We start from the raw sequence: 25,192 nt of genomic DNA, 5'->3' as shown, positions 1-25,192 counted from the left end.
GCCAGTCCGAGCAATGCCGCCCGGTCGATCCGCAGCGCCTCGCCCATGACGTCCATTTGGTGGTAACCGCCCGGCCCCTCGCAGAATGAGATGCACGCCGGAAATATAATTCCCGGATGTTGTGTCTTACGGGGAGAGTTTCCCGGATAACCCACGCCGAAACGGAATTGATGCGTCAGCGATGCATGCTCTTCCCGTACGCACCAGTCGCCCTCCAGCTACGTCACGTCGTGGATGGATCGCCGCGCTCATCGATGCGTATACGCGCCCTGGCGTGAGCCCGCTAGCGAGCAACCGCCTCCGGCGTGCCGACGGCTGCGATCGCTGTCGCGCGCCGCTCCGCCAGCTTCTGCGCAAGCCGATACGCCACAAGCGACCCCGCCACGGCCAGCAGCATCGGCACGAGGCTGTCGTGATTCGCACGCGTGAATTCGAGCATCAACACGACGGCCGTGATCGGCATCTGCATCGACGCGGCGAGAAACGCGGTCGCGCCGATCAACGCGCATCCGCCGAGCGATGCACCCGGCCACACCACGCTCCACAGCCCACCGAGCACGACACCGAGCAGCGCGCCGTTCGCGAGACCCGGCGTGAGCAGCCCGCCTTCCGCGCCGGCCCGCAGGCTGCCGGCCTCGATCAGCACCTTCAGCACGAGCAGCGTCGCCGCGAGGCCGATCGTCAGCGTGCCGTCGAAACCCAGCGCCGCCGGGCCCTTGCCGTTGCCGAGCAGTTGCGGAAACCCCATCGCGAGCACGCCGATCACCGCGAAGTTCAGCAGCGCGAACACCGGGAGCCGCCAGTCCTTCGGCGCGTTCGCGCGCGCGCGGCTCGTGAGCCGCACGAAACCGTACGCGGCGAAGCCGAACAGCGGCCCGCAGACGATCGACCATGCGACGAGCGGCGTGCTCAGCACGAACGCCGGCACCGTGTACTGATGCTCGTTGCCGAGGCCGACCCACGCGACGACCGCCGCGATCGCGGACGTCACGACCGCCACGATCAGCGCCCGCGGTTCGAACGTGCCGAGCAGCACCTCGAGCACGAAGATCGCGCCGCCGAGCGGCACGTTGTAGACGGCCGCGAGCCCCGCGCCGGCGCCGCACGCGACCATCAGCCGGCAGTCGTCGGGCGTGAGCCGCGCCGCGTGGGCAAACCGCCCGGCGAGCAGCGAACCGATCTCGCGCGGCGCGACTTCGCGGCCGAGCGGCGAGCCGAGCGCGACGGTGACGATCTGCAGCAGCGCGTGAACCGTCGTGCTGACGAACGGCATCCGCGGATCGGCCGCGCGCACCGCGCGACGGATGCTGACGAGCGGCCGGCCATATCGGTAAAGCGCCCACCAGCCGCCGCCGGCGACGATCCCGCAGACGGCCACCACCGCCAACCGGCGCAGCGGCTCGGCGCCGCTCACGCCACCGAGGAAGCTCTCGGCCCCGATCACGTGCGCGATGCTGTAGCCGTATGCGACGTGCTGGATCGCATGCAGCAGCAGCGCGAGCAGCATGCCGCCGAGACCCGCGCCGATGCCGGTCAGGACCGTGACGACGGCCATGCGCGCGAACGAGCTGGCGGTCGGTGAAGAAGCAGCGGGGGCGGACGGAAGATCGAGGCGCATGGGGTCGGCGAACGAAGAGGGAAAGGACGGTGCGCACGTTGCACGCCGTCGTCAGGACCGAATCGTAGGCCCTCGCCTCTCATGAAACAAACGTATTTTTCGAATCGACTGATGCATTCCGCGAATACTCAAGGCCGGCGGCCGGCGAGCGCCCGCCTTCCCGTCAATCCGGATACGTCACGCGCTCCGGTTCGCGCCGCATGATGACCTTCCCGTCGCGCATCGACAGCGTGGCCTTCGCCTGCCGGCGTACGGCTTCGTAGTCGCTGTCCGCGTCGAGCACGACGAGATTGGCCGGCCGCCCGACCGCGATGCCGTAGCCATCGCCGAGATGCATTGTCGTCGCGCTGTGGTCGGTCACGAAGTCGAGGCAGCGCTGCAGGTCCTCGTAACCCATCATGTGGCAGATATGGAGGCCCGCGTCGAGCACGCGCAGGATGTTGCCGTTGCCGAGCGGATACCACGGGTCCTTGATCGAATCCTGCCCGAAGCACACGTTGATCCCGGCACGGTCGAGCTCCGCGACGCGCGTGACGCCGCGCCGCTTCGGAAACGTGTCGAAGCGCCCTTGCAGATGGATGCTTTCGGTCGGGCACGAGATGAAGTTCAGCCCCGCCCGCTTCAGCAGCCGGAACAGCTTCGAGCAGTACGCGTTGTCGTACGAACCCATCGCGGTCGTGTGGCTCGCGGTGACGCGCGCACCCATGCCGCGCACGCGCGCTTCTTCCGCGAGTACTTCGAGAAAGCGCGAATGCGGGTCGTCGGTCTCGTCGCAGTGCACGTCGACGAGGCAACCCGTGCGTTCCGCGAGATCCATCAGGAAGCGGATCGAGCTGACGCCCTGCTCCCGCGTGTTCTCGAAATGCGGAATCCCGCCGACGACGTCCGCGCCGAGCTCGATCGCCTGCTCCATCAGCACGCGGCCGCCATCGAACGATTCGATGCCCTCCTGCGGGAACGCGACGATCTGCAGGTCGATCAGCCCGCGCGCCTCGTCCTTCACTTCCAGCATCGCCTTCAGCGCGGCGAGCGTCGGATCGGTCACGTCGACGTGCGTGCGCACGTGCTGGATCCCGTGATCGCGCAGCATGCCAATCGCGGCATGCGCGCGTGCTTTCGTGTCCTCGTGCGTGATCGTCGCCTTGCGCTCGGCCCAGCGCTCGATGCCCTCGAACAGCGTGCCGCTCATGTTCCACGCGGGTTCGCCGGCCGTCAGCACCGCATCGAGGTGGATATGCGGCTCGACGAGCGGCGGAATCGCAAGACGGCCGCCGCCATCGATATGGTCGGGATTCGTCGACGCGATCGGTCCGGTTTGCGCATCGATCCGCGCGATCTTGCCGGCATCGACGCCGATCGTGAACAGGCCGTCGCGGCCGCGCAGGCGTACGTTGAACAGGTTCATGGGGGCCTCTTGTCGTATGCGTTGACACGGCCGCGCGATCTGCGCCGGCGGCCGTGCGGTCCGGGTGACCAGTATGGAGTAAAAGCGGCGATGCGCGCACGTACCGCGCATGTTGCATCGACACGACAGCCGGGCCGCGCCGGACGGAAGCCGCGGGCCGGCCGTCACGCAAGAATCGCCTGCCCGGCGCGCGCGCGACACGTCGTGTCGGTTTTGTGAACGACTCTTGCAGGATCTGGAACAGTGCGCTCGCGGCCGCCCGGCCCTTGCGCGCGACGCGCATTTCTATACTTGCGCCGAACTTTGATTTCCCGTCCCACACGCAGGAGCTTCACCATGAAAAAAACCCTGATCGCCGGCGCGTGCGCCGCCGCCCTGTTCGCGCCGCTCGCCCACGCGCAAAGCTCGGTCACGCTGTACGGCCTGATCGATGCCGGCATCGCCTATACCAACAACGTGAACGGCGCGCCGCAGTGGCGCATGGCGAGCGGCACGATCAACGGCAGCCGCTTCGGCCTGCGCGGCACCGAGGATCTCGGCGGCGGCCTGAAGGCGCTGTTCGTGCTCGAGAACGGCTTCAACGCGAACAACGGCGGGCTCGGCCAGGACGGCAAGCTGTTCGGCCGGCACGCGTATGTCGGCCTCAGCCAGGCCGGCTACGGCACGCTGACGCTCGGCCGCCAGTACGACACGATGGTCGACTTCGTCGCGCCGTTGTCGGCGACGTCCGGCGATTTCGGCGATGCGGGCTTCGCGCATCCGTTCGACAACGACAACCTGAACCACTCGCTGCGCATCAACAACGCGGTCAAGTACACGAGCGATACGATCGCGGGCTTCAAGGTCGGCGCGCTGTACGCGTTCTCCAACTCGGCGAACTTCAGCGCGAACCGCGCGTACAGCGTGGCCGCGAGCTACACGAACGGCCCGCTGAAGCTGGCCGGCGCCTACCTGCAGATGAACGGCACGAAGGGCTCGACGAGCGCGAGCCCCGGCGCGACCGATTCGGCCGAAGCGAAGAGCCTGAACCAGGGCGGCTGGTCGATCGGCTCGGACCGCATGCGCACGTACGGCGGCGGCGTCAGCTACGTGTTCGGCCCGGCGACCGTCGGCTTCGTCTACACGCGTTCGCAGTACGACAACACGGGCGCGTTCGGCTCCAGCGGCCAGATCGCGTTCAACAACTACGACGTGAACGTGCGCTATGCGGTGACGCCGGCCGTCAGCGTCGGCGCGGCGTATGTATACACGGACGCCAGCGTGTCGAATCCCGACAGCAAGCACGACGGCGATCCGAAGTGGCATCAGGCCAACCTGCAGGCCGTGTACAAGCTGTCGCGCCGCACCGACCTGTACGCGGAAGCGATGTTCCAGCATGCGTCGGGCCGCGGCTACCAGGCGTTCATCAACACGTCGGGCGGCGCATCGAGCACGGCGAATCAGGTGGTCGGCACGATCGGCATGCGCACGCGGTTCTGATCGGCATCGCGCGACGTCGTCCGCCTGCCGGGGGGCCGTGTGCACGGCCCCGTGTGCGCGGCGCCCGTGTTCCCCCACGGGTTCGGTGGCCCGCGGGCGACGCCGCCAATGTTGTTCCTTCTGGAACGCAGCCCTCCTGGAATCGGGGTGTTTGCACGCGGACTCGCTACGTAGACTGACGTCGAAGGTCGGCGCCGCGCGTCGCGTGTCGATCCGGCCACCCACCCCCTATTCAGGAGAACCTCGTGAAATCGCTCGTCGTTACCGCCGCCGCTGCCGTCATGCTTGCCGCACCGGCCCTGTCGTTCGCCCAGCAGGCGAAGTCGCCCGTCACGCGCGCGCAGGTGCTGCAGGAGCTGGTCGATCTCGAATCGGTCGGCTACAACCCGGCGCGCGGTGAAGTCGGCAACTATCCGGACGACATCCTCGCGGCTCAGGAACGACTGCAGGCGAAGCGTCTCGCCGAGCGGAAAGCGGCGCGGGCCGCCTACGGCCCGGCCGGCGAGCCGGCAACCGAATCAGGCGCGGCGGCCAAGCCGGCGCTGTGACGGCGCGCGTCGCTCGCATCCGGCATGTGTGGCGAGCGACGCCGTTTCGGCATGGGCATGAAGCAACCCGCCGCGCGCCGATGCGCGCGCCGGGTCCAGGCGGCCTGCGTTCAGGCGGCCTGCGGTTCGCGGTCGATCGCGTTCAGCATTTCGACGTCGCGCGCGATCATCGTCGGCACCTGCGCGCGCAGCATCTCGACCCAGGTCCGCACCTTCGCATCGACGAAGCGGCGTGACGGGTACAGCGCATACACGTTCATCTTCTGCAGGATATGCGCGGGCAGCACGCGGACGAGCGTGCCGTCGCGCAGCGCGTCGATCGCCGAATACAGCGGCAGCATGCCGATCCCGATGCCGTCGCGGATCGCGAGCGCGAGCGATTCGGCGGTATTGGTCTGCACCGGCCCGGCGACGTGGATCTGCTCGACGCCTTCGGGCCCTTCGAGCACCCATTCGTGCGTGGGAAACGCCGGCGTACACAGCGTCAGGCACGCATGCGCGGCGAGATCCTGCGGGCGGGCCGGCGCGCCGTGCCGTTTCACGTAGTCGGGCGATGCACACAGAATGCTGAACGTCGAGCCGAGCAGGTGCGACACGAGTTCCGAATCGGGCAGCGACGACGCGGTGACGACGGCCGTGTCGCTCGTGCCGTCGAACAGGTCGGGCATGCGCTGCGACAGCGACAGCTCGATCGACACGTCCGGAAACTGCGCGTGATAGCGCGTCAGCGTGGGCAATACATAGTGATGCCCCACGCTCGCGAAGCTGTGCATGCGCAGCACGCCGGCCGGGCGCTCGTGCGCGCAGCTCGCCTCTTCTTCCGCGCGATCGACGTCGGCGAGGATCTGGCGGCAGCGCCGCAGATAGCTTTCGCCGGCCGACGTGAGCGCGAGACGGCGCGTCGAGCGATTCATCAGACGGGTGCGCAGGCGCGCCTCCAGCTCGGACACCGCGCGCGACATCGCGCCCGTCGTCGAATTCAGCGATTGCGCGGCGGCGGTGAAACTGCCCGTCTCGACGACGCGCGAAAACACCCGCATGTTTTGTAGGGTATCCATTCCTGTGAGCGACCTGTAGCGGAGCCGCCATTTTCCTCCACTGGATGCGACAGATTGTTACTCCAGCTGCAACTATCGTTTCCCCGCAGCTGCGTTAATGCGCGAGCGCCGCACTCCTACAATCGGCGCCTCACCAGTCGAACGGACCCGTTCGGACGCGCCGCGGCACCTCGCGCGGTCGGCCTTGGGCCCTCTTTCCATGAAGCCACAACCTGCGATCGCGCGACCTTCCATCGAACCGGCACGATGGAGGCGATGGCTCGATCCGCTCGGCAACGCGGCGCGCGACTGGGCCATGACCGACGGGCTGATCTGGCTGCACCTCGCGAAAACCGTGCTCGCGGCGCTGCTTGCGATGGGTATCGCGATGCGTCTCGAGATGTCGCAGCCGCGCACCGCGATGACGACCGTGTTCGTGCTGATGCAGCCGCTGTCGGGGATGGTGTTCGCGAAGAGCTTCTATCGCGTGCTCGGCACGGCGGCCGGCCTTGTCGGCGCGCTCGCGCTCGGCGGGCTGTTCGCGCAGCAACCCGAGCTGTACATGGCCGGCATCACGCTGTGGATCGGCGGCTGCATCGCGCTCGCGGTGCGCAACCGCCACTTCCGCTGGTACGGCTTCGTGCTCGCCGGCTACACGGCCGCGCTGATCGGCCTGCCGGCCGTGATGACGCCGCAGACGCTGTTCCAGTCCGCACTCACGCGCGCCGCGGAAGTCGCCCTCGGCATCGCGTGCTCGGGCGCGGTCAGCGCGCTGATCCTGCCGTTGAGCTCCGCGAAGGCGCTGATGCGCTCGTTGAGCGCGCGCCACGCGACGTTCGCGGCGTTCACGGCCGGCGCGCTCTCGGGCGACGTCGCGCGCGGCGATTTCGAGCGGCGCTTCGCCGATTTCGTCGACGACATCGTCGGCTTCGAAGCGAACCGCGCATTCGCGTCGTTCGAGGATCCGCACATTCGCGCGCGCAGCCGCCGGCTTGCGCGGCTGAACAGCGAGTTCATGAACGCCTGCACGCGGCTGCATGCGCTGCACCAGCTCGTCAAACGGCTGCGAGCGAATCGGTCGGACGCGGTACTCGATGCGCTGGCGCCGCACGTCGACGCGCTCGCCCTGCGCTTCGCCGCGTTGCGCGACGAACGCCAGCGCGGCATCGCGCCGGCCACCGGCGCGCTGCTCGAACTGCGCCGCTTTCACACTGCGTTGCCGAAGGCCGCGCGCGCGTCGCGGCGAGCCATCGAGGACCATGCGGCCGGCGGCCTGCTCGACTTCGATACCGCGATCGAGCTGCTGTACCGGTTCATCGGCGAATATCTCGGCTACGTCGACACCTACGCGTCGCTCGACCAGGATGATCATGCGTTCGAGCGCTCGGTCACGCATTACGCGGTGAAAACCAATGCGTTCTTCGTCGGCTTCGCGTTCCTGCGCACGGTAGTCGCCGTCGGCGCGATGAGCGCGTTCTGGATCGCATCCGAATGGCCGAGCGGCTCGCTCGCGGTGATCGCCACCGCGATCGCGTGCGCGCTCAGCTCGACGTCGCCGCGCGCGCCGAAGTTCGTCGCGCAGATGGGCGTCGGCGCGGCGTTCGCGACGGCCGTGGGCTACCTGTTCCTGTGCTACGTCTATCCGAACATCGACGGCTTTCCGCTGCTGTGCGCGGCGCTCGCCCCCGTCCTCGGCCTCGGCGCGTTTCTCGCGATGCGGCCCGGCCTGTCCGGCTACGGGATCGGCTTCGCGGTGTTCTTCTGCCTGCTCGCGGGCCCCGACAACACGATCGCGTATACGCCCGAAGTGCTGATCAACAACGGGCTGGCGGTCGTCGTCGCGATGCTTGCGTGCTCGCTCGTGTTCGCCGTCGTGTTCCCCACCCACATGCCCTGGCTCACCGGCCGGATCGCGCACGACTTGCGCCGCCAGGTGACGCTGGCATGCGAAGGCGCGCCGGAGGGCCTCGCGCAGCGCTTCCAGTCGAGCACGCACGACCTGATGGCGCAACTGCGTACGCTGCTGGTGCGCCGCACGCGGCAGCATCGCGATGCACTGCGCTGGATGCTGTCGACGCTCGAGATCGGCCACGCGGTCATCGACCTGCGCGACGAGCTGCACGCGTTCCGCGCGGCGAAATCGCCGCAGATGCTGCGCTGGACCGGTTCGATCGATGCGGTGCTGCTCGAACTGCCGCGCTTCTTCGACGATCCGACGCCCGCCCGCCATGCGCGCACGCTGAAATCCGTGAATCTCGCGATCCGCGCGGCGCAGCACGCGCTGCAGGCGTGGTACGCGGTGCCCGACGCGCGTCGCAACATGCAGCGGATCGTCGGCTGCCTGCACTTCATGCGCAGCGCGCTGCTCGACAAGGACGCGCCGTTCAACCGGCATCGCCATTGAAGATCGATGCGCGCGCAACGGGATCGTTGTTCCCGATGGAAATAAGCTCTACAGGCGCGGCGATTAATCTTTAAGCAGTGCGAGCCTATAGTTTCCTCACTGCCAGCGAGACTGGCACTCACCCAGGAGAAACAAAATGAAGCCGCTGCACCTCGCCCTCGTTGCCCTGTCGCTCACCGCTGCCGTCGCTCACGCGCAGCCGGCGCCGGCAGACGCCGCACCGCAACAGGCGAACCGCGCCGAGGCCGTCAAGGCCGCAGGCCGCGTCGATCGTGCGCAATCGAAGCAGGAAGACCCGAACGCATGCGTCGGCCCCGTCAGCTTCTGCAACATCTACTTCGGCAGCTGAGCATGACGCCGCGTCGTCACGGCCAGGCCCGCATCGCCCGCACCGCATGCATGACATGCGCGGGCGGACGGCGGTCCGGCCGATCGCCGCATCGCCGTCCCGCACCACGCCGCTTCGATTGAAGCGGCGCTTGCCGTTTCAGGCGCCGCGCCCCGGCCGCCAGCCCACTTCGCGTAACGCATCCAGCAAGCGCGCCGGCCCGAGCCCTTCGACCCTCGCCCCGCGCGACTCGACGTCGCCGCCCGCAACCAGCGCATTCACGATCGCTTCCTCGACCGCTTCCGCCGCCGCGACGAACAGCGCGGAAATGTGGTCGTTGTTGACCATCCGCACGTCGGTGCTCGGCGTGCCCTTGCTGCCGTAGTTCACCGCCGGCAAGCCGGCGTTGCCGGTCGCGAACGCGAGGAAGATGTCGCCGCTCGAATCCTCGGTGCCACCGCCGACGCGGGCGAGCCCGACACTCGCGCGCTGCGCGAGACGCGTGCATTGATGCGGCAGCAACGGTGCGTCGGTCGCGATCGTGACGACGATCGACCCCATGCCGGCCTCGCCTTTCGCTTCGGCTTCGCGGAACGGCGAATGCACGTGCCGCAGCACCTCGCCGACCGGGTAGCCGGCCACGCGCAGCATCTCGCGCACGCCGTAGTTCGCCTGCACGAGCGCACCGACGGTCCAGCCGCCCGCATCGGCCGCCAGCACGCGCGACGCGGTGCCGATGCCGCCCTTGAACTCGTGGCAGATCATGCCCGTCCCGCCGCCCACGCCGCCTTCGGCGACCGGCCCCGGCTGGGCGGCGGCCAGCGCGCGCTGCACGTGCGCGGCGTTCACGTGCTGTCCCCAGATGTCGTTCAGCAGCCCGTCGTAGGTCTCCATCACGACCGGCATGCACCAATACACGCGGCCGGCCGCCGCTTCCCGTTCGTTCGCGACCAGCGCGTCGCGCACCACGCCGACGCTGTGCGTGTTCGTATAGGCGATCGGCGTGGTCAGCAGGCCGGCTTCGCGGATCCATTCGAGCCCGGTCGCGTCGCCATTGCCGTTCAGCACGTGCACGCCCGCGAAGCACGGCGATTCGTGCGCGGCGCCCGCGCGCGGCTCGATGACGGTGACGCCGGTGCGGATCGATGCGTCGCCGTTCTCGACGTTCAGCGTGCAATGCCCGACCCGCACGCCCGGTACGTCCGTGATCGCGTTGAAGCGGCCCGGCGTGCCGAGTCCGATGCGGATGCCGAGATCCCTCGTGCGCATGATGCAATTCCTCCTGTCTTTCAATGGTTCGGTGTATCGGTGCTGCCCGGTGTCGATCCGATGCTCAGAGCGCGCGGAATGCCGCGCTGTGGCGCGCCCACACCACGTACATCACGAGCGCCGCGACCAGCAGCCCGGCGATGATGATCAGGTCGGTCGGCTTCGTCGCCGTCGCGAGCGTCGTGTAGAGCGTGTACGCGGCGCCCGCCACCGCGACGAGCGGCGTCACGGGCCACAGCGGCATCCGGTAATGATGCTCGACGTCGCGGCGCACGAACCGGCTCGCCAGCGCGGCCAGCCCCACGACGAGGTAGATCAGCAGCAACAGGTCGACCGTGAACGCGGTCAGCGCGTCGAGGCTCGACACGAACACGAGCCCGGCCGACGGTATCGCGAGCGCGATCGTCGCGAGCCACGGCGATTCGAGGCGCGGATGGATCGTCGAGAACGCGCGGTTGCAGGTGCGCGACCAGAGCGCATGCCGGCCGCTGCTGTACAGCAGGCGGCCCATCGCGATCACGATCGCGATGATCGCGTTGAACACCGACAGGAAGATCCCGCCGCTGACCACGCGCGACACGGCCGGATTGCTCAGCGAGCGCACGACATAGCCGATCGGATCGCCGCTCTTCGTCAGTTCCGTCAGCGACGGTGCGCCCAGCACGATCGCGGTGAGCGGCACCAGCTCGACGACGAGGATCACGAGCAGCGAATAGATCACCGCCTTCGCGACGTTGCGGTTGCCGCCGCGCAAGTCTTCCGCGAGATAGGCGGCCGAGCCGAAGCCGTTGTAGCAGAAGATCGCGGTGCCGATCGCGGGCACGATGGCCGCGAGCGTTGCGGGCACCAGCGCGTTGCCGCTCGCGACGACCGGTGCGATCAGGACGTCGGCGCCGCGATGCGGCGATCCGAAGCCGAGCCCCGCGATCAGCATCAGCACGCCGATTTCGACGACCAGGAACGCACCGGTGATCCACGCATTCGTCTTGATGTTCAGCATGCCGAGCAGATAGCTGAGCAGCACGATCGTCAGCGCGACCGACTGGTTGCCGAAGTGCGTGCCGAGCGCGCTGTTCAGGTACGGCGCGGCGCCGCTCGCGAGCACGGCCGGGATGAACACGCTGACGGACAGCACCGTGATGAAGGTCAGGTAGCCGGGCAGCGTGCCGAACACGCGCTTGGCCATCACGTATTCGCCGCCCGCGCTGCGATGCGCGGCGCTGAGTTCCGCATAGCAGAGCGCGAACGCCAGCGCGAGCACGCCGCCGAGCACGAACGACAGCACCGCGCCACTGCCGGCCTGCTGGATCGCGAACGGCGCGATCACGAAGATCGAGCTGGCCGGGGTCACGCCCGATACGGTGATCATCACTGCGTCGCGCACGCTGAGCGTCTGCGACAGCGCGCGTGGCGCATCTTCCGTTGCAGAGGCCGCTTGCAGCGTGCCCGTCGATTCCGACATCATCGCCATTTCGTGCTCCTTTGTTCCTTTGCCGCCTTTTTTTGAACACCCATACTCGGGCCCGATTGATTGCGTGGCAGTCTAGGAAGCCAATTTCAGGACCGCTATTCCCCCTTCGTGTTACGCCCTTCCGGTGGTGGTATGGATCGTCTCTTTTCCGAAATCGCGATGCACCAGGCACTCGGCCGCGCGATCGATCATCTCGGCCAACCGCGCTTCTGGCGGTTCCTCGTGCTGTTGCTCAATGAAATGGCGCCGTTCGACAACGCGCTCGCGACCGCGATCGGCCGCGACGGCGTGCCGCTCGTGCTCGACGAATACGACACGGGCGGCGCCGACACCGCGTCGCCGGTGCCGCTTTACCTGAACGGGTTATATCTGCTCGATCCGTTTCTGCAGGCCGCGCACGACGGGCTCGCCGACGGCTGCTACCGGCTCGAGGAAGTCGCGCCGGACCTGTTCCGGCAGAGCGAATATTTCCTCAGCTACTTTCGCGATGCGGTCGGCGACGACGAGATCCAGATTCTCGTGCGGCCGAACGCCGATACGCTGCTGTCGCTGTCGCTCGGTGCGTCGACGCGCTTCGACGTCGAGCCGCTCGGCAAGCTGACGGCCGCGATGCCGTGGGTGCTCGCCGTTATCCGCCAGCATTGGCGGCTGGTGGGCGATGCCGCGCGCGCCACGCCCGACGCGGACCTCGGCGCGCGCGTCGAGCAGGCGCTCGCGCGCTTCGGCGCGGGTGTGCTGACCGATCGCGAGATGGCGATCGCACGCATGGTGCTGCGCGGCAATTCGTCGAAGGCGATCGCGGAGCGGCTCGCGATATCACCCGAAACGGTGAAGGTGCATCGGCGGCACCTTTACGCGAAGCTCGGGATCTCGTCGCAGCCGGAGCTGTTTTCGCGGTTCATTCAGGCGCTGGGGGAAAACGACGCAGCCGGTTGAGCGGCGCGCGCGCCGTCGACCGGCGACGCCCCGGCAGGCAGCCCTTCGCGGGCGGCTCGCGACGGCGAAACGTCAGCTTCGCGCCGCGCGATCGCGTTCACGTGCCCGATTCGATGAACCCGCCATCCGGCGCCGGGTGCGGCACGTACCAGCCGAAATACACTTCGGCCTCGACGATCCGGCCATCGCGCACGCGCAACCGTTCGGCATTGCGGAACCGCCTGCCGGCGGTCGTGACGGCTTCGTATACGACGTACACGTATTCGCCGTGCACGGCGACGTCGACGAATGCGAAACCGGCGAGCATCGCGCTGTTCGGCCAGCAGCGCGCCAGATACGCGTCGCGATCGAGCCGGTTGTCGAGCGGGCTCGTGAAATGGAAGTCCGGCGCGATCAGCGCTTCGATCGCGTCGCGGTCCTTGTCGACATACGCGCGATAGCTGGCGCGCGCTACATCGCCTGGATCCTCAAGCATCGTCGTCACCTCCCGGAAGGATCGGCGCGAGCCGGGCTCGCGCTGACGGAAATATTCCGGCGGAATCCGCGCGATGTCATCCACGCAAACCCGTATCGGGGTCGTTGTCGTCGCAACGCATGCCCGGCGCGCGTTCGGGGACGGATGCCGAATACCCAGACCCGACGACGATCGTCGCGCCGTTGCGCGCGGCGTGCATGCCGCCGATATGCCCCCCGATCTTCTCGCAGCCCCGCCAAAAACCGCCTATCGTGAATAAGGCGCTCCGTTTGCCGCCAGTCGCCCGGGCGTCGCTCACGCGTGCAGGCGGCGACGGCGCCGTGCTCCGGCACCATTCATCGCGATTCCGGCGCACGCTCGCCCGTGCACGCGATCGCGGCCGCCCACCGGATTATCAGGAGGCACTCATGAAAGCCGCGCTGCTCGTCAGCTCCGCCCTGCTCGCCATTGCGTCAGCTTCGGCCACGGCCCAGGGTTCCATCACGAAGGAAGAAAACGGCGCACTCGTCGCCGCGAACGGGATGACCGTCTACACGTTCGACAAGGACAAGCCCAACGCCGGCACCAGCGCCTGTTCGGGCCCATGCGAAACCCTCTGGCCGCCGTACAAGGCCAGCGCGACCGACGTACCGGTCGGCCCCTACACGATCGTCAAGCGCGACGACGGCAGCCCGCAATGGGCATACAAGGGCAAGCCGCTGTACTTCTACTCGAAGGACATGAAACAGGGCGAACGCAACGGCGACAACTTCAAGAACGTGTGGCACGTGGTCGCGCCTTGAGCCTGCTTTCGCCGCATTCCGCGCGTTTTGCGGGGACGTAAAAAAGCCCGCCTCCGATCGTCGATCGGGGCGGGCCGCGGCGGCGCCTCACGTCGCGCCGGCTGCATGCAGCCGGCGCGCACGTCGACTCAGCGGTTCGACGGGAAGCTGAACACCGTCCCTTCGCGCACGCCGGCCGACGGCCAGCGCTGCGTGATCGTCTTGCGCTTCGTGTAGAACCGCACCGCATCCGGGCCGTAGGCGTGCAGATCGCCGAACAGCGAACGCTTCCAGCCGCCGAACGAGTGGTACGCGACCGGCACCGGCAGCGGCACGTTGATGCCGACCATGCCGATCTGGATGTTGTCGCTGAAGTAGCGCGCCGCCTCGCCGTCGCGCGTGAACAGGCACGTGCCGTTGCCGTATTCGTGCGCGTCGATCAGCGCCATCGCGTCGTCGAGCGACTTCAGGCGGATCACGCCGAGCACCGGCCCGAAGATCTCGTGCTGATAGATCGGCATGCCGGGCTTCACGTTGTCGAACAGGCACGGGCCGAGGTAGTAGCCGCCGTCGTGACCGTCGACCTTCACGCCGCGACCGTCGACGACGAGCGTCGCGCCCGCTGCCACGCCCGCTTCGACGAAACCCGTCACCTTCTCGAAATGCTGCTGCGTGACGAGCGGGCCCATGTCGACGCCCGCGCCGTTGCCCGGGCCGACCTTCATCTTCTCGATCTCGGCCTTCAGCCCCGCGACGACCTGGTCGCCCGTTTCGTCGCCGATCGCGACGACGAGCGGAATCGCCATGCAGCGCTCGCCGCACGAGCCGTACGCGGCGCCCATCAGCGCGTTCACCGCGTTGGGGATATCGGCATCCGGCATCACGACCGCGAAGTTCTTCGCGCCGCCGAGCGCCTGCACGCGCTTGCCGTGCGCGCAGCCGGTCGCGTAGATATATTCGGCGATCGGCGTCGAGCCGACGAAGCTCACCGCCTTCACGCGCGGATCGGTCAGGATCGTGTCGACCGCTTCCTTGTCGCCGTTCACGACGTTCAGCACGCCCGGCGGCAGGCCGGCTTCGAGCGCGAGCTCGGCCATGCGCAGCGTCGACGACGGCGTGCGCTCCGACGGCTTCAGCACGAACGTGTTGCCGCATGCGACGGCCATCGGCCACATCCACAGCGGCACCATCACCGGGAAGTTGAACGGCGTGATGCCGGCGGCAACGCCGAGCGCCTGGAATTCGCTCCACGAATCGATCGCGGGACCGACGTTCTTGCTGTGCTCGCCCTTCAGCAGTTCGGGCACATAGGACGCGTATTCGACGTTCTCGATCCCGCGCTGCAGTTCGCCCATCGCATCGGCGAGCACCTTGCCGTGCTCGGCCGTGATCAGCGCGCACAATTCTTCCGCGTGCTCCTCGAGCAGCGTCTTGAAGCGGCTCATCACGCGGGCGCGCTTCAGCGGCGGCGTGTTGCGCCATGCCGGGAACGCGGCCTGCGCGGACGCGATCGCGGCCTCGACGGTCAGCTTGTCGGCGAGCGCGACGCTCTTGTGCGATTCGCCGGTGGCCGGGTCGAACACCGGCTGGACCCGGCTACCGCCGTCGACGCGCTTGCCGTCGATCAGATGGCCGACGGTGGAGGTCACATTGCTGTCGTGTTTCATGTGTCTGGCTCTTTGGTGGATTCGGTTGTCGCTGCGGGCGAGCAGTGGCTCAGTCCACTTCGTTCAGCGCGTCGGACAGCGCGTTGACCAGGTTGTCGATCTCGCGCTTCTCGGCGATGAACGGCGGCGCGAGCTGGATCGTGTCGCCGCCGTAGCGCACGTAGAAGCCCTTCGCCCAGCAGCGCATCGCGATCTCGTACGGGCGCCGTGCCGGCTCGCCCGGCAGCGCCGCGATCGTCAGGCCGGCGGCCAGCCCGTAGTTGCGGATGTCCGCGACGTGACGCTGGCCCTTCAGCCCGTGCACGGCCGCCTCGAAATGCGGCGCGAGATCGCGCACGCGGGCCACCGCGTCTTCCTTCACCAGCAGGTCGAGCGCCGCGACGCCGGCCGCGCACGCGACCGGGTGCGCCGAATACGTGTAGCCGTGCGGGAACTCGAGCATGTACTCGGGGCCGCCCGCGGCCATGAACGTGTCGTAGATTTCCTTCGTCGCGATCACGCCGCCGAGCGGCTGCACGCCGTTCGTCACCTGCTTCGCGAAGTTCATGATGTCCGGCACCACGCCGAAGGCGTCGGCGCCCGTCATCGCGCCGGCACGGCCGAAGCCCGTGATGACCTCGTCGAAGATCAGCAGGATGTCGTGCGCGGTACAGATGTCGCGCAGGCGCTTCAGATAGCCCTTCGGCGGCACGACCACGCCCGCCGAACCGGAGAACGGTTCGACGATCACGGCCGCGATGTTCGACGCGTCGTGCAGCGCGATCAGCTCGAGCAGGCGGTCGGCCAGCTCCGCGCCGTGTTCCGGCATGCCGCGCGAGAACTTGTTCTCGGCCAGTTGCGTATGCGGCAGGAAATCGGCGTCGAGGCCCTGTCCGAACAGCTTGCGGTTCGGCCCGATCCCGCCGACCGAGATGCCGCCGAAGTTCACGCCGTGGTACCCCTTCTCCCGGCCGATCAGGCGCGTCTTCGTGCCCTTGCCCTTCGCACGCCAGTACGCGCGGGCCAGCTTCAGCGACGTGTCGGCCGCTTCCGAGCCCGAGCCCGTGAAGAACACGTAGTCGAGCCCGGCCGGCGTCAGTTCCTTGATCTTGTTGGCGAGCTCGAACGATTTCGGATGGCCGAACTGGAAGGCCGGCGCGTAGTCGAGCTGCGCGACCTGACGGCTCACGGCTTCGACGATTTCCGTGCGGCCGTGACCGAGGCCCGTGCACCAGAGGCCCGACAGGCCGTCGAAGATCTTGCGGCCTTCGCCGTCGGTGTAATACGCGCCCTTGCCGGACACGATCAGGCGCGGGTCGGCCTTGAACTGGCGATTGGCCGTGAACGGCATCCAGTGCGCGTCGAGCCATGCGGCGTCGGTGCGGAGGTTCGTGTCGTCGTGCTGCGCGGTGGTGATGTCGGTCATGTCGGTCGGCGCGGCGCGCCCCTCCTTCTCGTATTGATATTGCGCATTGTCGGGACGCCAATTAGTCTTTTGAATATCGCAATATCAATGTTCACTTGCGCAACTATGCAAGCAAAGAAACCGAAGAGCCGCGCGTTGCTCGGGCAGCTCAGCGACATGGATCTCCGCCTGCTGCGGGTCTTCAAGGGCGTCGTGCAGTGCGGCGGGATGGCCGCCGCCGAACTGGAACTGAATATCGGCATCTCGACGATCAGCCGGCACGTGAAGGATCTGGAGACGCGGCTCGGCCTCGTGCTGTGCCGGCGCGGCCGCGCGGGCTTCACGCTGACGCCCGAAGGGCAGACGGTATACGAGGAAACGCTGCGACTGCTCGCGTCAATGGAGGCATTTCGCAGCAGAATCGATGGTATTCACGACAAGATGGGCGGAGAACTGCACATCGCGGTGTTCGACAAGACGGCGACCAACCCGCATGCGCGCCTGGGCGACGCGATTCGCCAGTTCGCGGACGAAGCGCCGGACGTCGCGCTGAACCTGCACGTCGCGTCGATCAACGAGGTCGAGCGCGGGGTCATCGACGGCAGCTACCACGTCGGGATCATTCCCGCGCACCGCAACTCGGGCAGCCTCGTGTATTCGGCGCTGTTCGACGAACGGATGCTGCTCTACTGCGGCCGCCAGCATCCGCTGTTCGACGCGCCGCACGGCAAGCTCACGTGGACGACGATCCGCCACCACGCGTTCGCGGGGCTCGGCTTCCATTCGCCGAACATGGAACTCAGCCATCGCGCGAAGCTCACGCGCAGCGCGACCGCGTCGGACCAGGAATCGATTGCAACGCTGATCCTGTCGGGCCGCTATCTCGGCTTCCTGCCCGATCACTACGCGGAGAGTTTCGAAAACAAGGGGCTGATGCAGCCGATCGCGCCGCACCGGTTCAATTACCGGTGCCGGTTCGTAAGCCTGCTGCGACGCTCGCCGCGGCCGTCGCGGGCGGCGCTGCTGTTCCAGTCGTGCCTCGAAGCCGCGCATGCGGCGGTGTTGCCGGCCGCGTAACGGCGGCTTCGGCTCCCGCTTCGTTCAGCCCCCGTCGTCGGCCGCGCGCGGCTGCGCACGCTTGCGCGTGACGAAATGGGTCGCGACGAGCGCCGCGGCAAAGCCGGACACCGCGCCGACGCCGAGCGCCCAGCGCGGGCCGAGGTGGTTCGCGACCCAGCCCGCCACCGGCGCGCCGATCGGCGTGCCGCCCAATGCAACCGCGAGGCGCAGCGCCATCACGCGGCCGCGCATCGCCGGCTCGGTGGAGAGCTGCATCAGGCTGTTGGTGGAGTTCATAAAGGTGATCGCGGCGATCCCGGTCAGCACCAGCGCGGCGGCGAACGACCAGTAGCCGGGCGCCAGCGCGGCCAACGCGCAGCCGAGCCCGAACAGCGTCGCGCCGATCCACAGATGGCGAAACCGCGGTTGCTCGCGGCGCGCGGCGAGCAGCGCGCCCGAGATCGTGCCGACCGCCATCATCGACGACAGGAAGCCGAACCCGCGCGCATCGACGTGAAACACGCTGGCGGCCATCGTTGAAATGAACAACTGGAAATTGAGCCCGAACGTGCCGATCAGGAACAGCATCACGAGGATCGCCGTCAGGTCCGGGCGGCGCCATACGTAGCGGAATCCGTCGAGCAGGCTGCCGCGCGAGCGGCCTGCCCGTACGTTCGTGCGCAATTCGTCTTCCCGAAGCCGCGACAGCGACGCCAGCACCGCGAAGAAGCTAAGCCCGTTCGCGAGAAACGCCCAGCCGGTGCCGACCGATGCGATCAGGAAGCCGGCCGCCGCCGGGCCGACCATCCGCGCGGCGTTGAACGACGTCGAATTGAGCGCGACCGCGTTCGCGAGCTCGCGGTCGCCGACGAGTTCCGCGACGAAGGTCTGCCGCACCGGCGCGTCGAACGCCGACGCGCAGCCGAACAGGAACGCGAACACATACACGTGCTCGAGCCGCACGGCGCCGGTGACCGTCAGCACGCCGAGCACGAGCGCCAGCGCACCCATCAGCGCCTGCGTGGCCATCAGCAGCTTGCGCTGGTCGAAGCGGTCGGCCGCATAGCCGGTCCACGGCAACAGCAGCAATTGCGGGCCGAACTGCAGCGCCATCACCGTGCCGACCGCCGATGCGTCGTGATGCGTGAGCTGCGTGAGGACGAGCCAGTCCTGCGCGGTGCGCTGGATCCATGTGCCGATGTTCGACACCAGCGAGCCGATCGCCCACACGCGATAGTTGAAGCTGCGAAGCGAGCGAAATACGCCCGCGGCCGGCACGCTCATCGCCGCACCCGGCCGGGCGCGTTGCCGCCGTGCAGTTCGCCGAAATGCCGCGCGAGGAACAGGCCGAGCACGAGGATGCCGAGCCCGAACGCCGCCGCGTCGGCGGTGATCTTCAGGTCGAAATCGCCGACTCGGCGCACGAGCGCATAAGCAATGACGAGGTTCACGACGCCCCACACCACGTTCACGGTGGACGACGACAGCCCGCGCCCGGGCGGATGCGCGAACGGCGTCTGGAACGGCTCGCCGCGCAGCCCGCTGACGAGATGCGGCACGGCGTTCGCGAGACACGCGCCGCCGAAGAAGTACGACACGAGATGCAGGTAGTTCATGAGCGGGCCATCCTTTCGGCGAGCGGGTCGATACGGTTTACGGACGCGCCGGGTCCCGGAATTCGGCGAGCCGCTGCAGCAGCTTCACGGCCGCCGCGAGCTCCGCCTGTTCCGCCGCCGACAATTGCGCGTGCAGCGCACGGAACAGCCAGTCGTCCTTGGCCGCGCGGTTCGCTTGCAACACCTTGCGGAAACCGGGCGTGAGCGCGATCAGCGTCTGCCGGCCATCGGTCGGATCGGGCGCGCCGGCGACCGCGCCGAGCGCCTCCAGCGTCGCGACCGTCACGCGCATCGACTGCGGGCGCACGCTTTCGGCCCGTGCAAGCGCCGATACGGTCGCCGGGCCGTCGCGATCGAGCCGCAGCAGCACCGATTTCTGCGACGACGTGAGGTCGTTCGGATGGGTCTGCTCCCGCATCCGCCGCATCAGCTTGCCGACCGAGATGCGAAGTTCGCCGGCGAGACCGGCCAGTGGGAGCGTGTCGGCGGGAGGCGATGGCGAGTTCATGAATTCAAGATAGCACATCGACAGTTAAACTGTACAGTTTAGCTGTATATTCCGTCGCGCAAGAATCGGCCTGCCGCGCACGCTTTCGGCGCGACGCCGCACCCCGTTCGGCCGCGCGATTCGCCTCTGCGATAATGCGGGCTTCCCGTTTCCGCCCCGACTTCCGCCATGACGCAGCCGTCCGCCCCGCCCTCCACCGACCTGCCGCCGATCTCGTGCCTGCCCGGGGACGCGCTGCCGTGGCTGCCGATGAGCGCCGACCTGCCGGGGCTCGCGATCAAGTACCTGCACATCAACGCGGCCGAGGACACGCTGACCGCGCTGCTCAAGATGCCGGCAGGCGGCACGCTGCCGCGCCACCGTCACGACGGCGAGGTGTTCGTCCATACGCTGCAGGGTGCGTGGCGCTACCGCGAATACGACTGGGTCGCGCACGCCGGTTCGACGGTGCTCGAACCGGCCGGCTCCGTGCATACGCCGGAAACGCTCGGCGTGCCGGGCGAGGACGTGATCACGCTGAACGTGATGCGCGGCGACCTCGTGCTGCTCGACGACGACGGCCGCGAAACGGCGCGCGAGAACTGCCGCGTCGCGCTGCTGCGCCAGCGCAAGCATGCGCGTACGGCGCCGGAGGCGGCCACGGCGTTCGTGACGCGGTAAGACTCGAGACGGGCGTCGGCGCGGCGCGATCCCCGCGATGCGGCCGCGCCCGGTCGCCAGGATGGCCACCGGCGTACTTCGCACGCGTCGCTGGCCGCCCCGCTCGTTATCGAAAACGCCTGAAAAACCGCCGAATATCGTCGGCGAGCAAATCCGGCTCTTCCATCGCCGCGAAATGGCCGCCGCTGGGCATGTCGGTCCACTGCGCCACGTCGAATACGCGTTCGAGCCAGCTGCGCGGCGGACGGCTGATCTCCTTCGGAAAGCGCGCGAACGCGACAGGCACCGCCATGCGTTGTCCGGCCGCGAAGCGCATCGGCTGCAGCCGGTTTTCCCAATACATCTGCATCGACGAGCCAATGCAGCCGGTGAACCAGTAGAGCGAGATGCCGGTCAGCAGCGTGTCGTGCGAAAACCGCCGCGCGACGTCGCCGTCGCAATCGCTCCACGCACGGAATTTCTCGGCGATCCACGCCGCCAGCCCGAGCGGCGAATCGTTGAGCGCGACGGCCAGCGTCCGAGGCTTCGTCATGTGGACATACGCGTACCCGCCTTCCAGCGCCGCCCAATCGCCACGCTGCTTCAGGAATGCCTGCTCGTCGTCGGTCAGCGGCCGCGCGGCGTCGATCGGCGGTTCGTAGCTGCCGGGCAGATAGTTCAGATGGACGCCGTCGACCACGCCCTCGTGCCGCGCGCCGAGCGCGACCGACACGCCCGCGCCCAGGTCGCCGCCCTGCGCACCGAAGCGTCGATAGCCGAGCCCGGCCATCAATTCCGCCCAGCAGTCGGCGACCTGCAGCGCCGACGTGCCGGGTGCCGCGGGTGCCGGAGAAAACAGGAAGCCGGGCAGCGACGGCGCGACGATGTCGAATGCGTCGTCCGGATCGCCGCCGAACGCGGCCGGATCGCACAGGCGATCGATCAGCGCATGGAATTCGAACGCGGAACCGGGCCAGCCGTGCGTGACGACGAGTGGATAGGGTTTCGGCCCCGTGCCTCGCCGATGCACGAAATGCACGCGCCGGCCGCCGACGTCCGCGACGAACTGCGGCAGCCGGTTCAGCGCGCGTTCCGCCGCACGCCAGTCGAACCCGTCGGCCCAGTACGCGGCCAGCTCACGCAGCCACGTGCCGTCGACGCCCTGCTGCCACGGCTCGGCGGGCGTCAGGTTCGGCGGGCGGGTGTCGCGCAGGCGTCGACGCAGGTCGTCAAGTGCCTGGTCGGGTATCGCAACGTCGAACGGTTCGGCATGCATCGTGTTTCCTCGCGAAACATATCGACGAGATTCTGCGCGATTTTCCCGACCCGCGCAGGCGTGCGGCCGCGCGTCAGCCCGTTTCCCGCTGGCCCGCCCGCGCATCGCGCCGCAGCGCCTGCGGCGGCACGCCGAACCCGCGCACGAACGCGTCGCGCATGTGCCGGCGGTCGCGAAAACCATTCTCCTTCGCGATCACGTCGAGCGGATGGCGGCTCTGTTCGATCATCAGCCGCGCCGATTCGAGCCGCAGCCGCTCGATCGCCTTCGCCGGCGACTGCCCGGTTTCGAGCGTAAACACGCGGCTGAACTGGCGCGGGCTCAGGTGCACGGCCTCGGCCAACTCCTCGACGGTCAGCGCGCGGCCGAGATTCCGGCGCGCGTAGTCGAGCGCGTTCTGGATCCGGTCGGATTTCGGCGCAAGCTCGAGCATTTCCGAATGCTGCGACTGGCCGCCGGCGCGGCGCTGATGCATCACCAGCTTGTGCGCGACCGACCGCGCGGCGTCGGCGCCGAGGTCCTTTTCCACCATCGCGAGCGCGAGATCGAGGCCGGCCGTCATCCCGGCCGACGTCCAGATCGGACCGTCGACGATGAAGATCCGGTCGTCCTCGACGCGAATCTCCGGGTAGTGCCGCTGCATGTCGCGGCCGAACGCCCAGTGCGTGGTCGCGCGGCGCTGCGCGAGCAGCCCGGCCTCGGCCAGCACGAACGCGCCCGTGCAGATGCCGGCGATCCGCCGCGCCTGCCCGTTCGCGCGGCGCAGGTAAGCAACGACACCGGCCGGTGCCGGCGAGGCGAGCGGATCGTTGACGCCCGCGACGATCCACGTATCGACGCCGATCCGCCCGCGCAGCGCGCGCGTGGCGACCGGCAGCCCGAGCGACGAGCGCACGTCGCCGCCGTCGACCGAATAGCTGTCCATCGCGTAGAACGGCGCGTCCATCCCCATGTTCGCGTACTCGAACACCGACTGCGCGGCGAGCGCCATGATCTGAAAGCCGTCGCTGATCAGAAAGCCGATTCGGTGCATCTGCGTTCTCCGGTTTCGTGCCCAATGGCCCGATGTCCGAAATCATACCCATCTACGTCATTTGTGTCGCCGCGCTTCGAGGCCAGAATGCCTTCACGCCATCCGGCCATCCTCATCGAAACGGAGTACATCATGACGCAAGCACATCGCGGTACCGCTGTCATTACCGGCGCGTCGTCGGGCATCGGCGCCGTCTACGCGGACCGCCTCGCGCGCCGCGGCTACGACCTGATCCTGGTCGCGCGCAGCCGCGACCGGCTGAGCGCCCTCGCCGACCGCATCACGAACGACACGCAGCGCGGCGTCGAGATCGTCGACGCGGACCTCAACGACCGCGCGGCGCTCGCCGCCGTCGAAGCGAAGCTGAAGCAGGACGCGAGCATCACGCTGCTCGTGAACAACGCGGGCATCGGCACGCATGCGCCGCTGCTCGACAGCGACGTCGACGCGATGACGCGGATGATCGACCTGAACGTGACCGCGCTCACGCGGCTGACCTATGCGGCCGTGCCCGGCTTCGTCGCGCGCGGCCGCGGCGCGGTGATCAACATTTCGTCGATCGTCGCGATCTCGCCGGAAACGCTGAATGGCGTGTACGGCGGCAGCAAGGCGTTCGTGCTCGCGTTCAGCCAGTCGCTGCATCACGAGCTCGCCGACAAGGGCGTGCAGGTGCAGGCCGTGCTGCCCGGCGCGACGGCCACCGATTTCTGGCAGACGGGCGGCCTGCCGCTCGAGCATCTGCCGAAGGAAATCGTGATGACGGCGCCGGACATGGTCGATGCGGCGCTGGTCGGGTTCGATCGCGGCGAGCTCGTGACGATCCCGTCGCTGCACGCGGGCGACGAATGGGACGCGTACGAGGCCGCGCGCCGCACGATGGCGCCGCACCTGTCGGCCGATACGCCGGCCCCGCGCTACACCGCGGCGCGCTAGCTGCCGGCGGGGCCCGCGCCGCGCGGTGCGGCGCGCACGCCCAGCAGCATCGCGACCGCGCACGCGGCCAGCAAACCGGCGATCATCAGCATCGCCGAATCCATGCTTCCCGTGCGCGTGCGGATCACGCCGACGATCCACGGCGTGATCATTCCGCTCGACACGCCGATGCTGCTGATCAGCGCGATCCCGCCCGCCGCGCCGGCCCCCGCGAAATACGCGGACGGCACGGCCCAGAACACCGGATGCGCGGCGAAAATCAGCATCGCCGCGATCGACAGCAACGCCATCATCGCGACGATGCTCGGCAGGTGCAGCGTCAGCAACGCGAGCGCCAGCGCACCGCCGAACGCGCATGCGGCGAAATGCCGGCGCCGTTCGCGCTTGCGGTCGGAGCGCCGCGCGATCGCGATCAGGCCGGCCGCGCCGATCGCGTTCGGCACGATCGACAGCAGGCTGATGTGCACGACGTCGTGAATGCCGAATTCGCGAATCATCAGCGGCATCCAGAACAGCAGCATCAGCAGCGCAGTCGTCAGCGAGAAATAGATGAACGCGAACAGATAGGTGCGCGGCTCGGCCAGCACCTGCCGCAGCGAAGCAGCCGCGTGCGCGGGCGCATCGGCGCGATCGGCGGCGAGGTCGGCCGCGAGCCGCTGCCGGTCGTCGTCGGACAGCCAGCGCGCGTGTTCGGGGCGGTCGCACAGCCAGAACCATGCGATCGCGCCGAGCAGGACCGCGGGCGCGCCCTCGATCGCGAACATCCATTGCCAGCCGTGCAGCCCGAGCACGCCGGCCATCCCGCGCATCAGCCAGCCCGACAGCAGCCCGCCGACCATCCCGGCCACCGCGACACCCGCATAGAAGATCGACAGCACCGATGCGCGCCGGCGCGCCGGATACCAGTACGTCAGATAGAACACCACCCCGGGGAAGAAGCCGGCCTCGAACAGCCCGAGCAGGAACCGCAGCACGTAGAACTGCTTCGCGCTGTCGACGGTGATCATCGCGACCGACACCGCCCCCCACAGGACCATGATCCGCGCGAACGTGCGGCGTGCGCCGAAGCGGCGCAGCAGCGCGTTGCTCGGCACCTCGAACAGCACGTAGCCGACGAAGAACAGCACCGCGCCGAGGCTGTACATCGCGTCGGTCAGCCCGAGATCCTGCCGCATCTGCAACTGCGCGAAGCCGATGTTGCTGCGATCGAGAATCGACACGATGTAACAGACGAACAGGAACGGCACGATCCGGATGCCGATGCGGCGGTACAGCGCGTCGTTGCCGGACGCGGCGGAACCGGACGCGGCCGCGTGCGCGGCGTCCGCTTGCAGGGGGATGGACAT

Annotated in this window: 23 protein-coding genes; 9 read left to right on the top strand and 14 right to left on the bottom strand. The window is 68.3% G+C overall.

The window, feature by feature from the left end:
* Positions 1-283 precede the first annotated feature (283 nt).
* Positions 284-1,618 (bottom strand): chloride channel protein, encoded by a 1,335-nt coding sequence (locus A9Z05_RS01045; RefSeq protein ID WP_069616516.1) that lies wholly within the window; start codon positions 1,616-1,618, stop codon positions 284-286.
* 163 nt (positions 1,619-1,781) lie between these two features.
* Positions 1,782-3,023, bottom strand: a complete 1,242-nt coding sequence (gene codA, locus A9Z05_RS01040) for a cytosine deaminase (RefSeq protein WP_069616515.1) — start codon at positions 3,021-3,023, stop codon at positions 1,782-1,784.
* Positions 3,024-3,359: 336 nt separating this feature from the next.
* Here codA and A9Z05_RS01035 point away from each other — a divergent pair, with 336 nt between their 5' ends.
* Both A9Z05_RS01035 and A9Z05_RS01030 read left to right on the top strand, forming a co-directional pair.
* Positions 3,360-4,502 carry a porin gene (locus A9Z05_RS01035; protein ID WP_069616514.1) on the top strand — a complete coding sequence of 381 codons (1,143 nt, stop codon included), beginning with the start codon at positions 3,360-3,362 and terminating at the stop codon, positions 4,500-4,502.
* A gap of 245 nt (positions 4,503-4,747) precedes the next feature.
* Entirely contained in the window at positions 4,748-5,050 is a 303-nt protein-coding gene (locus tag A9Z05_RS01030) for a DUF4148 domain-containing protein (RefSeq protein ID WP_069616513.1), read from the top strand.
* 110 nt (positions 5,051-5,160) lie between these two features.
* Here the strand turns inward: A9Z05_RS01030 and A9Z05_RS01025 are convergent, their stop codons facing one another.
* On the bottom strand, positions 5,161-6,108 hold the full coding sequence (locus A9Z05_RS01025) for a LysR family transcriptional regulator (RefSeq protein WP_069616512.1): 948 nt from the start codon (positions 6,106-6,108) through the stop codon (positions 5,161-5,163).
* A 199-nt stretch (positions 6,109-6,307) separates the two neighbouring features.
* Between A9Z05_RS01025 and A9Z05_RS01020 the strand changes: the two genes are divergently transcribed.
* Both A9Z05_RS01020 and A9Z05_RS01015 read left to right on the top strand, forming a co-directional pair.
* Entirely contained in the window at positions 6,308-8,491 is a 2,184-nt protein-coding gene (locus A9Z05_RS01020) for an FUSC family protein (RefSeq protein ID WP_069616511.1), read from the top strand.
* Between the two features lie 136 nt (positions 8,492-8,627).
* A complete protein-coding gene (locus A9Z05_RS01015) occupies positions 8,628-8,840 on the top strand; it encodes a hypothetical protein (RefSeq protein ID WP_069616510.1) in 213 nt (70 codons plus the stop codon).
* A 138-nt stretch (positions 8,841-8,978) separates the two neighbouring features.
* Here the strand turns inward: A9Z05_RS01015 and A9Z05_RS01010 are convergent, their stop codons facing one another.
* Both A9Z05_RS01010 and A9Z05_RS01005 read right to left on the bottom strand, forming a co-directional pair.
* Positions 8,979-10,088: a P1 family peptidase gene (locus A9Z05_RS01010; protein ID WP_069616509.1), complete on the bottom strand. Its 1,110-nt coding sequence runs from the start codon at positions 10,086-10,088 to the stop codon at positions 8,979-8,981.
* A gap of 64 nt (positions 10,089-10,152) precedes the next feature.
* Positions 10,153-11,559, bottom strand: a complete 1,407-nt coding sequence (locus A9Z05_RS01005; protein WP_069616508.1) for an APC family permease — start codon at positions 11,557-11,559, stop codon at positions 10,153-10,155.
* A gap of 132 nt (positions 11,560-11,691) precedes the next feature.
* Here A9Z05_RS01005 and A9Z05_RS01000 point away from each other — a divergent pair, with 132 nt between their 5' ends.
* Entirely contained in the window at positions 11,692-12,495 is an 804-nt protein-coding gene (locus A9Z05_RS01000; protein ID WP_069616507.1) for a helix-turn-helix transcriptional regulator, read from the top strand.
* A gap of 97 nt (positions 12,496-12,592) precedes the next feature.
* Here A9Z05_RS01000 and A9Z05_RS00995 read toward each other — a convergent pair whose 3' ends face one another.
* A complete protein-coding gene (locus A9Z05_RS00995; RefSeq protein WP_069616598.1) occupies positions 12,593-12,970 on the bottom strand; it encodes a nuclear transport factor 2 family protein in 378 nt (125 codons plus the stop codon).
* A 407-nt stretch (positions 12,971-13,377) separates the two neighbouring features.
* Between A9Z05_RS00995 and A9Z05_RS00990 the strand changes: the two genes are divergently transcribed.
* Complete coding sequence (locus tag A9Z05_RS00990; protein ID WP_069616506.1) at positions 13,378-13,752, top strand: hypothetical protein; 375 nt, start codon at positions 13,378-13,380, stop codon at positions 13,750-13,752.
* A 128-nt stretch (positions 13,753-13,880) separates the two neighbouring features.
* Here the strand turns inward: A9Z05_RS00990 and A9Z05_RS00985 are convergent, their stop codons facing one another.
* The gene (locus A9Z05_RS00985) at positions 13,881-15,398 is read right to left on the bottom strand and encodes a CoA-acylating methylmalonate-semialdehyde dehydrogenase (RefSeq protein WP_069616505.1); all 1,518 of its coding nucleotides are present in this window, start codon (positions 15,396-15,398) and stop codon (positions 13,881-13,883) included.
* A gap of 49 nt (positions 15,399-15,447) precedes the next feature.
* Positions 15,448-16,803 (bottom strand): aspartate aminotransferase family protein, encoded by a 1,356-nt coding sequence (locus A9Z05_RS00980; RefSeq protein WP_069616504.1) that lies wholly within the window; start codon positions 16,801-16,803, stop codon positions 15,448-15,450.
* 105 nt (positions 16,804-16,908) lie between these two features.
* Here A9Z05_RS00980 and A9Z05_RS00975 point away from each other — a divergent pair, with 105 nt between their 5' ends.
* On the top strand, positions 16,909-17,859 hold the full coding sequence (locus A9Z05_RS00975; RefSeq protein WP_069616503.1) for a LysR family transcriptional regulator: 951 nt from the start codon (positions 16,909-16,911) through the stop codon (positions 17,857-17,859).
* A gap of 24 nt (positions 17,860-17,883) precedes the next feature.
* Here the strand turns inward: A9Z05_RS00975 and A9Z05_RS00970 are convergent, their stop codons facing one another.
* Genes A9Z05_RS00970 through A9Z05_RS00960 form a run of 3 tightly spaced genes read right to left on the bottom strand, consistent with a single transcriptional unit; the run spans position 17,884 to position 19,983 of the window.
* Positions 17,884-19,125, bottom strand: coding sequence for an MFS transporter (locus A9Z05_RS00970; RefSeq protein ID WP_069616502.1), 1,242 nt, complete (start codon positions 19,123-19,125; stop codon positions 17,884-17,886).
* Positions 19,122-19,457 (bottom strand): hypothetical protein, encoded by a 336-nt coding sequence (locus A9Z05_RS00965; protein WP_069616501.1) that lies wholly within the window; start codon positions 19,455-19,457, stop codon positions 19,122-19,124. The genes A9Z05_RS00970 and A9Z05_RS00965 overlap by 4 nt, the downstream gene beginning before the upstream one ends.
* Positions 19,458-19,494: 37 nt before the next feature.
* Positions 19,495-19,983 (bottom strand): MarR family winged helix-turn-helix transcriptional regulator, encoded by a 489-nt coding sequence (locus A9Z05_RS00960; RefSeq protein WP_371090545.1) that lies wholly within the window; start codon positions 19,981-19,983, stop codon positions 19,495-19,497.
* A 150-nt stretch (positions 19,984-20,133) separates the two neighbouring features.
* Between A9Z05_RS00960 and A9Z05_RS00955 the strand changes: the two genes are divergently transcribed.
* Positions 20,134-20,625 (top strand): 2,4'-dihydroxyacetophenone dioxygenase family protein, encoded by a 492-nt coding sequence (locus A9Z05_RS00955; protein WP_069616500.1) that lies wholly within the window; start codon positions 20,134-20,136, stop codon positions 20,623-20,625.
* Between the two features lie 106 nt (positions 20,626-20,731).
* Here A9Z05_RS00955 and A9Z05_RS00950 read toward each other — a convergent pair whose 3' ends face one another.
* Together A9Z05_RS00950 and A9Z05_RS00945 are read right to left on the bottom strand one after the other, a co-directional pair.
* Entirely contained in the window at positions 20,732-21,880 is a 1,149-nt protein-coding gene (locus A9Z05_RS00950; protein WP_069616499.1) for an epoxide hydrolase family protein, read from the bottom strand.
* Between the two features lie 73 nt (positions 21,881-21,953).
* Entirely contained in the window at positions 21,954-22,913 is a 960-nt protein-coding gene (locus A9Z05_RS00945; RefSeq protein ID WP_069616498.1) for a GlxA family transcriptional regulator, read from the bottom strand.
* A gap of 132 nt (positions 22,914-23,045) precedes the next feature.
* On the opposite strand from A9Z05_RS00945, the gene A9Z05_RS00940 reads away from it, so the two are divergent.
* The gene (locus A9Z05_RS00940; RefSeq protein WP_069616497.1) at positions 23,046-23,846 is read left to right on the top strand and encodes an SDR family oxidoreductase; all 801 of its coding nucleotides are present in this window, start codon (positions 23,046-23,048) and stop codon (positions 23,844-23,846) included.
* Here A9Z05_RS00940 and A9Z05_RS00935 read toward each other — a convergent pair.
* Positions 23,843-25,192: an MFS transporter gene (locus A9Z05_RS00935; protein WP_069616496.1), complete on the bottom strand. Its 1,350-nt coding sequence runs from the start codon at positions 25,190-25,192 to the stop codon at positions 23,843-23,845. The two genes, A9Z05_RS00940 and A9Z05_RS00935, sit on opposite strands and share 4 nt — an antisense overlap.

It is taken from the genome of Burkholderia sp. A2, assembly GCF_001729305.1.
In the GTDB taxonomy this organism is placed as follows: domain Bacteria; phylum Pseudomonadota; class Gammaproteobacteria; order Burkholderiales; family Burkholderiaceae; genus Burkholderia; species Burkholderia sola.
This window is presented reverse-complemented; position numbering and strand designations above follow the sequence as displayed.